7 protein-coding genes and 2 pseudogenes are annotated in these 7,909 nt (G+C 40.3%); all 9 read left to right on the forward strand.

What is annotated here, in order from left to right; genetic code table 11:
* Positions 1 to 333: histidine racemase CntK family protein (locus AC1DUA_RS26630; protein ID WP_477502643.1), on the forward strand; the 333-nt coding region annotated here is incomplete at its 5' end.
* Between the two features lie 11 nt (positions 334 to 344).
* A complete protein-coding gene (locus AC1DUA_RS26635) occupies positions 345 to 1,139 on the forward strand; it encodes an SAM-dependent methyltransferase (RefSeq protein ID WP_477502645.1) in 795 nt (264 codons plus the stop codon).
* A gap of 31 nt (positions 1,140 to 1,170) precedes the next feature.
* Positions 1,171 to 2,466, forward strand: a complete 1,296-nt coding sequence (locus tag AC1DUA_RS26640; RefSeq protein WP_477502646.1) for an opine metallophore biosynthesis dehydrogenase — start codon at positions 1,171 to 1,173, stop codon at positions 2,464 to 2,466.
* A gap of 27 nt (positions 2,467 to 2,493) precedes the next feature.
* Complete coding sequence (gene cntA / locus AC1DUA_RS26645; RefSeq protein WP_477502650.1) at positions 2,494 to 4,101, forward strand: staphylopine-dependent metal ABC transporter substrate-binding lipoprotein; 1,608 nt, start codon at positions 2,494 to 2,496, stop codon at positions 4,099 to 4,101.
* Positions 4,102 to 4,137: 36 nt separating this feature from the next.
* Positions 4,138 to 4,815 (forward strand): annotated as a pseudogene (locus AC1DUA_RS26650) (ABC transporter permease); the annotation flags it as partial.
* Positions 4,815 to 5,678, forward strand: coding sequence for a staphylopine uptake ABC transporter permease subunit CntC (gene cntC, locus AC1DUA_RS26655; protein ID WP_477502647.1), 864 nt, complete (start codon positions 4,815 to 4,817; stop codon positions 5,676 to 5,678). The pseudogene AC1DUA_RS26650 and the gene cntC, both read left to right, overlap by 1 nt.
* A gap of 3 nt (positions 5,679 to 5,681) precedes the next feature.
* Positions 5,682 to 6,427 (forward strand): annotated as a pseudogene (locus tag AC1DUA_RS26660) (ATP-binding cassette domain-containing protein).
* The gene (locus tag AC1DUA_RS26665) at positions 6,414 to 7,160 is read left to right on the forward strand and encodes an ABC transporter ATP-binding protein (RefSeq protein ID WP_477502648.1); all 747 of its coding nucleotides are present in this window, start codon (positions 6,414 to 6,416) and stop codon (positions 7,158 to 7,160) included. Before AC1DUA_RS26660 ends, AC1DUA_RS26665 begins: the two are co-directional and overlap by 14 nt.
* A 17-nt stretch (positions 7,161 to 7,177) precedes the next feature.
* Positions 7,178 to 7,909 (forward strand): staphylopine family metallophore export MFS transporter CntE (gene cntE / locus AC1DUA_RS26670; protein ID WP_477502649.1); only part of this gene is annotated, 732 nt, incomplete at its 3' end.

A 7,909-nucleotide genomic window follows, 5' to 3' on the forward strand; every position in this document is an offset into this window, starting at 1 on the left:
GCCAGACTGCTTGGCTTAACGATGGGGGCTAACTTAATCGGTATTTTACTGTATAAAACGAGTTCTCATGAACTGGCTCCCCTTATTTATGTTCCTCATCTGGACAGTATGGTCTGGGAACGGGGATGCGGTTCAGGCACGGCTTCATTAGGAGCTTATTTGGCTTGGAAATACAAAGAAAAGATTGTTGCCGAAATCAAACAACCAGGCGGCATGATACAAGTAAATGCTACTTATAAAGAACAAGGACTGGTAAGTCTCAGTATTGAGGGCACTGTCGGTATTGTCGCRCAAGGCAAAGCTTTTATTGACATTTATGATTACATTGCATAGGAGGAAAGTGTATGCAGGTAGCAAAAGCATTTCAAGCATCTTTGGTTGGATTTTTAGAACAATTCGATGAGTTAGTAGCATGTTATGATCATAGTCTTCAATATGGTTCACATTTAGAGCAGTTGATCAATAAGTATTCGGCTTTTATAACGAATACAACCAACAAAGAAGCCTGGGAATGGTTGGAAAAGAAAGCGCCTGAGGAATTTACACAACTCGTAGATGCATTACGAAGGAAATCATCCATTGCCGTTGCCATTATGGAGAAGTATAGAGCCCTCAGGCTCCAAAATGGCAGCTCGGAGATTACGGACTATTTTATAAATATTGAATCATGCATTGAAAAAGAGTTTGGAAGTTACGAAGCAACTACGAATTCAAAAGTGTTACTGATCGGTTCTGGCGCATTCCCTATGACGCCACTGCTGATTGCTAAACGAACGGGAGCAGAAGTTGTGGGTATCGATATCGATGATGAGGCAATTGAGCTCGGATTACGTGTTGTGGAACATTTGGGCAATCAGTTAAACATTCGACTGGAAAAAAGATTAGTCGAAGAATTGGATTTTACCCCAGCAGCAACCCATATCATCTTCAGTTCAACAGTACCCAATAAATACGAGTTGTTGAACCAATTACATGGGTTGACAAATGCAGATGTCCTTGTCGCAATGCGTTACGGAAATCAGCTGAAGTCGTTGTTTAATTACCCCATGCAAGAGGTAGATGAACAAAAGTGGCAGCTGGTTGACACGATCCTGCAACCTGACCAAGTGTTTGATATTGCCTTGTACAAAAAAGCGTAAACTTACTATGTAAATTGAAAAGGAGGTTTCAATGAGCGACTTCAAGCGAGTTTTGCTGTTAGGTAMAGGACCCACAACGATACAGCTTGCTGTATGTTTAAATAAACAGCTTCCCTGCCAGTTAGGAATTGCCGGAAGAGAATCAGCTCGTTCCGAACAATTTTTTACGGCATTAGAAGAAAGCAATCACTTGGTTCAAGTAAGCATCCAAAATGAGAGTCATCGAGCAATGGAAGGCATATGTCTGATTAATCAAGCTTTCAAAGGATACGGTTCAATTACGGGTGAATGGGATACTCTGATTTTTGCTGTAACGGCAGATGCATATATCAAAGTTTTAAAACAGATAAGTGATGACGTATTAAAGCGCGCAAGATGCATCGTTTTAATTTCCCCCACACTTGGTTCCAACAGTCTGGTAAGCAATTATATGTACCCATTTCATACAGAGGTTGAAGTTATCAGTTGCTCCACTTATCTAGGTGATACCCGATGGATACCGGAGAGGGCACATCATCACGTGTTGACAACCGCGGTTAAGAAAAAAATTTATGCAGGCTCCACACGGATTCATTCTGCCAATCTCGAAGTATTAAAGCAATTCTATGTGCAATCAGGCATTGCGTTGGACGTTTTGGCAACTCCGATCGAGGCGGAAACAAGAAACATCTCCTTATATGTTCACCCGGCGCTGTTCATGAATGATTTCTCATTGGATGCGATATTTGGAGATTTAGACACTCAGAAATACGTTTATAAAATTTATCCGGAAGGCCCGATTACGCAATATTTAATTCGAGATCTGTTGGCTGGGTGGAAAGAAATCATGAATTTGTTAGATCAACTACAGATTAAGAGACTCAATTTACTACAGTTTATGACGGATGATAATTATCCGGTTAGRGTGGAAAGTTTGTCGCGTCATGATATAGAAAATTTTAGCGAGTTTGATAGGACTCTTCAAGAATATTTATTGTATATCCGGTATACATCACTGCTCATAGATCCTTTCTCTGAACCAGATGAGGAAGGCAAATACTTTGATTTTTCTGGGGTCCCTTTTCGGAAAATGTTTATGAACAAGGAGGGTTATCTGGATATCCCCCGAATGCCGAAAGAAGATTATTACCGGACCAAGATTATACAAGGCATTATGAAATACCTAGGTTTGCAGAGTCCAACGATTGATAAATTCCTACATGCGTATGAGCGTAAAATAATTGAAGTGTCTGCTTTATATCAAAGTCAAGGATTATCAGACGCATTTACGGTTCAAAGTTTTGAAGAAGATTTACATAGGATATGCAGTGAAATAGGAAAGAACTAAGGAGGATTTACTTTGAAAAAAAGAAGTATGTTGTTCCTTCAGATTCTGATTGCGTTTGCAATGACACTCGTTGGTTGCAGCAGCAAGGAAGCCACATCAGAACAGGTAGTTAATGAGTCGGATAGCAAAAAGAATACAGAGCTTATCTATGCAACGGCTAAAGATATGAATGATATCAATCCTCACTTGTATTCGGGCTCTATGCCTGTTCAAGGGATGATATTCGAATCGTTAGTTGAGAATACGAAAGATGGAATCAAGCCTTTGCTTGCAGAATCCTGGGAAGTTTCAAATGATCAAAAAGAGTACACGTTTCATTTAAGGAAAAATGTGAAATTCCATGATGGTGAACCTTTTGATGCTAAAGCAGTGAAAGAAAACATCGACGCCATACAAGCTAATGCAGTTAAACATGCATGGATTAAGTTGTCAACGAAAATTGTAAACAGTGAAGTCCTGGATGAACATACCATCAAGTTAGTTTTGTCAGAGCCTTATTCTCCAGCTTTGCTCGAATTATCCATGACTAGACCTTTTGTGTTCTTATCACCCAAAAATTTCATTAATAAGGGCACTAAGGATGGTGTAAGTGGATACAGCGGCACGGGTCCCTATGTGTTAGTTGCGCATAAAACGAATGAATACGCGACCTTCGCAGCCAATAAAGACTACTGGAATGGTGAGCCTAAGATCAAGAAAATTACGGCTAAAGTTCTTCCATCTGGAGAAACAACACTTTTAGCCTTGCAAAAAGGAGAAATCAATTTTGTGTTTACGGATGATCGAGGCACAGATAGCATTGACGTCGAAGCAATGAATCAATTGGCAGCTTCAGGCAAGTATCAATTGGTAAGAAGTGAGCCGATGAATACGAAAATGATTGTGGCCAATAGCAGCAAGTCCGGCAGTCCGGTAAGCGAAACCTCCGTACGTGAAGCAATCTGGTACGCAATTGATCGAGAAACAATTAGCAAGAGTATTTCTAATGGCACAGAGACAGTAGCGAATGCTTTATTCTCTTCTAATGTCAATTATGCAAATGTGGATTTAAAGAAGCGAAGCTACGAACCCGAAATGGCGAAAAAGATGTTGGAGCAAGCTGGTTGGATGCTGGATAACGGGGCTGCGGTCAGAAATAAAAATGGTAAAAAGTTGGAGATGAAAGTGTATTATGACAGCAGTTCTACTTCTCAAAAAACGCAAGCTGAATTTATCCAAAGTTTATTAAAAAATGTGGGTATTCAATTGGAAATTATCGGTGAGGATTCAACATCTATTGCGAAAAGAAGGTCGACTGGTGATTATGATTTACTATTCAACCAAACGTGGGGATTGGCCTATGATCCTCAAAGCACGATAGCTGCGTTTACTGCGGAATCATCTTATTTGTACACGACAAAAGGTATTGCAGAAGCGGATGAACTGTACAAAAAAATAAAGGAGGTTACTTTGTCTACGGATGAAAATAACAGAAAGTCGCTGTATGCCGATATTATGAAAATTGTGCACGATGAGGCAGTATTTATTCCGCTTACGAATGGTAGGGTKACAATCGTAGCTCCAAGCAATCTAAAAGGCATTTCATTTAAACAAACACAGTTCGAACTGCCGTTTGAGCGGTTGATCCTTGAATAAAAATGTCGATAGGTTAATAGGTTAAGCTTTGTTGATATTACAGGAAAGCCTGTTTGGTCTTTATTAGGTCCGGCTTTTCTAAATACGTTAAAACTTACGTTGATATCATCTGTTGTTATCATCGTATTATCAATCCTACTAGGCGTTGCTTGTGCAATGAAAGAAGGAAAATGGTTGGATAAATCGATCAGAGGCATATCATTTTTTCTTACCGCTATGCCTTCTTATTTGCTTGGTTCGCTGATGATTTGGTACGTTTCTGTCAAACTTGATTTGTTACCTACCAGTGGGATGAATTCGTATCAAAGCTATATCTTGCCGGTCTCGGTGATTTCGCTCGGCTATGCCGGCATTTACTTCAGAAATGTCAGAAGCTCTATGTTAAATAACATAAACGAAGACTACGTGTTGTACGGAAGGGCTTGTGGTTTATCGGAACCAAAAATCATCAAGCATATTTTAAGAAATTCCTTGCAGGTTGCTATTTCCATCTTTGGCATGGCGATACCTACGATATTAGGGGGTACTGTAGTCGTCGAAAATGTGTTTGCATGGCCTGGATTAGGAAGTCTGAGTGTGAAATCCATTCTGGGCAGGGATTTCCCGATTATTCAAGCCTATGTACTCATTGTATCAGTGGCCTTTGTGGGATTTAATACGATATCTGATCTTATTAATGCCGCGTTGAATCCAAAATTGAGGAAGGAAATCTAATGAAGGTAGCAAAACGTTTAATGAAGGATAAGCTCGCAATGATTTCCTTGGCAACTATTGTTGTAACTTTCCTTGTTGGTCTGGGCGCTCCTTTCATTGCACCGCATGATCCTGAACAGGTCAATATGAATCTTCGATATGCAGAGTTATCTTGGAACTATCCGTTAGGGAACGACCAACTAGGGAGATGCATTTTATCCAGAATCATGTACGGAATCCGTCCAAGCGTTCTTTGGGTTGCTATCGCTTTATTTATATCTGTACTAGTTGGGTCCATTATTGGCTTCATTTCGGGATATTTTAAAGGCAAAGTGGATGCATGGATGATGAGGGTTTGCGACATCATGCTTTCTTTCCCAGGGTATGTAATGACATTAGCTATTGTTGGAATTCTGGGAACAGGACTTATGAATATATTAATTGCGTTTATTTTAATGAAATGGGCATGGTTCGCCAGAGTAATTCGAACTTCCGTTATGCAGTATTCGGAGCTGGACTATGTGAAGTTTTCTAAAGTTACAGGTATTAGCCATATTAAAATCATATATAGGCATATTATTCCGGTAACAATGTCCGATATCGCCGTTATTTCAAGCAGTGCGATGTGCTCAATGATTTTGCAAATGTCAGGGTTCTCATTTCTAGGTTTAGGCATTCAGGCCCCACATGYGGAGTGGGGAATGATGATGAACGAAGCGAGAAGTGTGATGTTCTCCAATCCACAGCTCATGATAGCACCGGGTTTGGCCATCATCCTCATTGTTTCGGCATTTAATTTCTTGTCTGATTCTCTTCAAGTTGCTCTGGATCCCAAATTAAATGCCTCTGCAAAGAACATGCAGGTAAAAGAGGTGGCTATTTAAACGATGAACATACTGGAAGTTGAGCAATTGAGAATATGGGATGCTAACACGAACGAAGTCATTGTATCAGATAGCACATTTAACTTGAAGCAAGGAAGCTGTCTAGCAATCGTAGGTGAAAGCGGAAGCGGCAAGTCACTGACTTGCCACGCAATTATGAAACTGAACAAACCATGGGTACATCAATCTGGTGATATTCGTTTTAAAGGTATAAATCTAACTTCCCTTTCAGAAAAAGAGATGAGAAAAAAAAGAGGCAAACATATTTGCATGATTGTTCAAAACGGGATGCGTGCCTTTGACCCTTCCTGTGTTGTCGGTGTTCAGATCAGAGAAAGAACCCAATTGAGATCTTGAATAAATACCCTTACGAATTGTCGGGAGGGATGCTCCAACGGCTGATGATTGCTTTGGCTCTTGTCCTCCAGCCTGAGATTATCATTGCCGATGAACCGACTACAGCGCTCGATACCATCTCGCAGTATGAGGTTGCCCAACAATTGATTCGGTTGCGGGAGAGAACAGGCTGTTCCATGATCTTTATCTCTCATGATTTAGGCATTGTCAAGAAAATAGCGGACGAGGTCATCGTCATGAGGGAAGGGACCATTATTGAAACAGGCCCCATCGAAACCATTTTTACTGAAGCGAAGCATCCGTATACGCAATATCTGATATCTAACCGGTTGGCATTGAGCTCCCATTTCAAAAAGATCATGGAGGAGAGGATACTCATTGCTAATCGTTAACAGTGTTGAAAAAGGATATCGAAAAGGCGGACTTTTTTCTAAACAGAAACAACAGATTTTGAAGAAAATCAGCTTTACATGCCATTATGGTGAATGTCTGGCCATTATTGGAGAAAGCGGGAGCGGCAAATCGACATTAGGAAGGTTGATAGCAGGAATTGAGAAGCCTGATCGCGGTTCCGTCTTGTTTGAAGGAAGGCATGTTTCGCATAGAACCGTAAGATCAGGCAACATTAGTATCGTTTTTCAAGACTATACCTCGTCGATTAATCCATTTTTTACCGTTGAACAAGCCATTATGGAACCGCTAAATATGCTAAATAAGAGTGCAGCGGAGAAACAAAACAAGCTGAATAATTTATTGAATCAAGTTGGCTTGCACTCTTCCTATCGGAATAAATACCCTCACGAGTTATCTGGGGGAGAGGTTCAGCGTGTTTGTATAGCCAGAGCCATTTCTACAGAACCCAAATGTTTGATATTGGATGAAGCGATCAGTTCTCTGGACGTATCTGTTCAAATGCAAGTGCTTAATTTATTAAAGGAATTAAAAGACATTTACAATATGAGTTATCTTTTCATTACCCATGATATTCAGGCTGCAGCCTATCTTTGTAACAAGGTTATTATCTTTAGGGATGGGCAAATAGAGGAAATGGTTCCTATTGAACATTTGAAAAATGTTCAGTCTGACTATGCAAGGAAATTATTGCAGGCGCAAATCATCTTTTAATTTAGGAGGAAGAAGCTTTGACTGGAGCATTGTCCTGGCCTTTTTTGCGTTTATATATGCTTGCTCTTCTCTTTTTTAGCGCCAATTCAATTCTGAATGTCATTATTCCTTTGCGGGGGGAGTCGCTGGGCGCCAGCAATACCTCAATTGGTTTGATCATGGGGGCGTACATGTGTACGGCTATGATTTTCCGCCCGTGGGCCGGACATATTATTAAACAACATGGTCCGATAAGAGTACTACGTATCATCCTTGTTATTAATGGCTTCGCGCTGCTTCTCTATACATTTAGCGGTTTGGAAGGTTTTTTGATTGCACGCATATTACAAGGAAGCTCAACAGCTTTTTTCTCAATGGCCTTACAGATTGGTATTATTGATGCGTTGCCGGAGAAAGACCGCTCTCAAGGGATTTCATTATATTCCTTATTTACGTATATGCCCGGTATTCTTGGGCCACTGCTGGCAATCGGCATTTGGGATGCAGGAGGGATGAACTACTTTACCATTATGCTTGTAGTCATTTCAATTTGTACGGGATTGTTTGGCTATAGTATCAAAATGAAAAAAGAGAAAAATCAGCCTGCTGAAACTCAAACGGAACAGGAAATAAGTGTCTTCAAGTCATTTGGTCAGTTAATTAAAAATCCATATCTATTTAAATGTAGCGTATTGATGCTTGTTGCTTCATGTGTTTTCGGTGCCATTACGAACTTCCTACCGCTTTATGCCACACAATTGAACCACGGA

It is taken from the genome of Paenibacillus sp. 01T422 (assembly GCF_056398785.1).

Coding starts and splice junctions, on each gene's coding strand:
- AC1DUA_RS26635 (WP_477502645.1), top strand. CDS start 345: ATGCAGGTAGCAAAAGCATTTCAAGCATCTTTGGTTGGATTTTTAGAA.